Here is a 1,386-nt window from a genome sequence, read left to right as displayed (position 1 = left end):
TTCAACGGGTCGGCAGGGGCTAGCTGATCGCTCCGTGATCGCCCGGGGTTAGAGTGGCGCAAGGGATGCCAACACGCATCCCGGATAAGCGCCTGTTGACGATCTCACAGGAGATCTCACACAGGCACCGAGCAACGCCTGCGGGGGCTCAGTCCAGCAATCGTTCCGGGTTGGCGTCCAGCTTGGCCAGGGCATCGCGCGTGGCGCGCAGCGTGAGCCCTTCCTCGTCCTGGGCCACCAGCAAGCCCGCCTGCAGGTACGCCGCCAGGCGGCGCAACTGGATCAAGTAACTGCTGCCATCCACCGCAGCAAACAGGTGCAACTGCTTGCGCTGGCTTTGCCAGGCGTACTGCACCTGGGCCGATGCGCCGTTGTGGTCCAGTGTGTACCAGGTGCCCGGCTGCAGATCCTGCGCCCAGGCCACCATGGCATCGTCCACCGGAGCACCGTTGTCAGCAATCACGTGAATGGACGAGGCGTCGATGCCCAGCATCATCTCGATGTTGTCCGCATTGAGCGGCATGTCACCCAGCGTGGCGTCACTGATGAAGTCTTCGAGGTTGGCCAGGCGTTTGGCCATGGCATCGATGTGCGCCTGGGGAATAGACGCCGTCTTGGACAAAAAGGCGTCGGCCAGGGTGTCTGTCAACACTTTGACCTGCGCATCCTGCGCCGCGCCGTTCACGCCCAGCAGGGTCAGCCCTTGGCGCAGGCGTTGCAGCAGCGCGGGCAGGTTCTGGATGACCTGGGCCCGGTCGCTGCGATTGGGTTTGGCGCTGGCGGCCCAGACGAGGTCTGCTGCCGTGCGCTTGAAGGCCACCGTGTCCGCATGTTGAGGGCCATCACGCACGGCCGACAGCGCCAGCACCTCGGCCCAGGTCTTGAACAGGAACTCGCGGATCTCGTCGCGCACCGGCATGTCGCGCAACATGGTGCGCAGCTCGATGGTGTACTGAATCGCCAGCGTTTCCCGTTGCTCGACCTGCTGGGCGACGCTCACCAGGCGCGAGGTGACCTGCTTTTCAGTGAGGAACTTGGCCAAGAATTTCTCGAACTCGTCATAGACGAGCTGGAAGACGCGGCGTCCGGTCTCGGGGTACTGCTCAATCACCTGCACCACACGGCGAATCTCGGCTTCCAACGCGCTGCCATTGATGCTGGTCGCGTCAAAACCGAGTACGCAGGCACCCATGCGGTCGATCAGCTTGCGGGCGGGATGGTCGAGATTGCTGAAAAATTCGGGCTCAGCCAAGGCCACACGCAGCACCGGCACCTGCAGCCGGGCAAACCACACCCGCACGGCGGGCGGTATCCGGTCCTCTGCGAGGATGCTCTGGAACATCAACGCCACCACCTCGATGATGGCCTTCTCGCCCGAGGTGGTCG

Annotated in this window: 1 protein-coding gene; it reads right to left on the bottom strand. The window is 63.8% G+C overall.

What is annotated here, in order from left to right; genetic code table 11:
* Nucleotides 1–148: 148 nt before the first annotated feature.
* A partial coding sequence (locus DBR23_RS10895; RefSeq protein ID WP_146191308.1) for a DUF1631 family protein occupies nucleotides 149–1,386 on the bottom strand: 1,238 nt, incomplete at its 5' end.

This window comes from Acidovorax sp. HMWF018 (genome assembly GCF_003061035.1).
Classification (GTDB): domain Bacteria; phylum Pseudomonadota; class Gammaproteobacteria; order Burkholderiales; family Burkholderiaceae_C; genus Acidovorax; species Acidovorax delafieldii.
The sequence above is the reverse complement of the archived record's forward strand: the minus strand, read 5'-3'. Positions and strand labels throughout refer to the sequence as shown.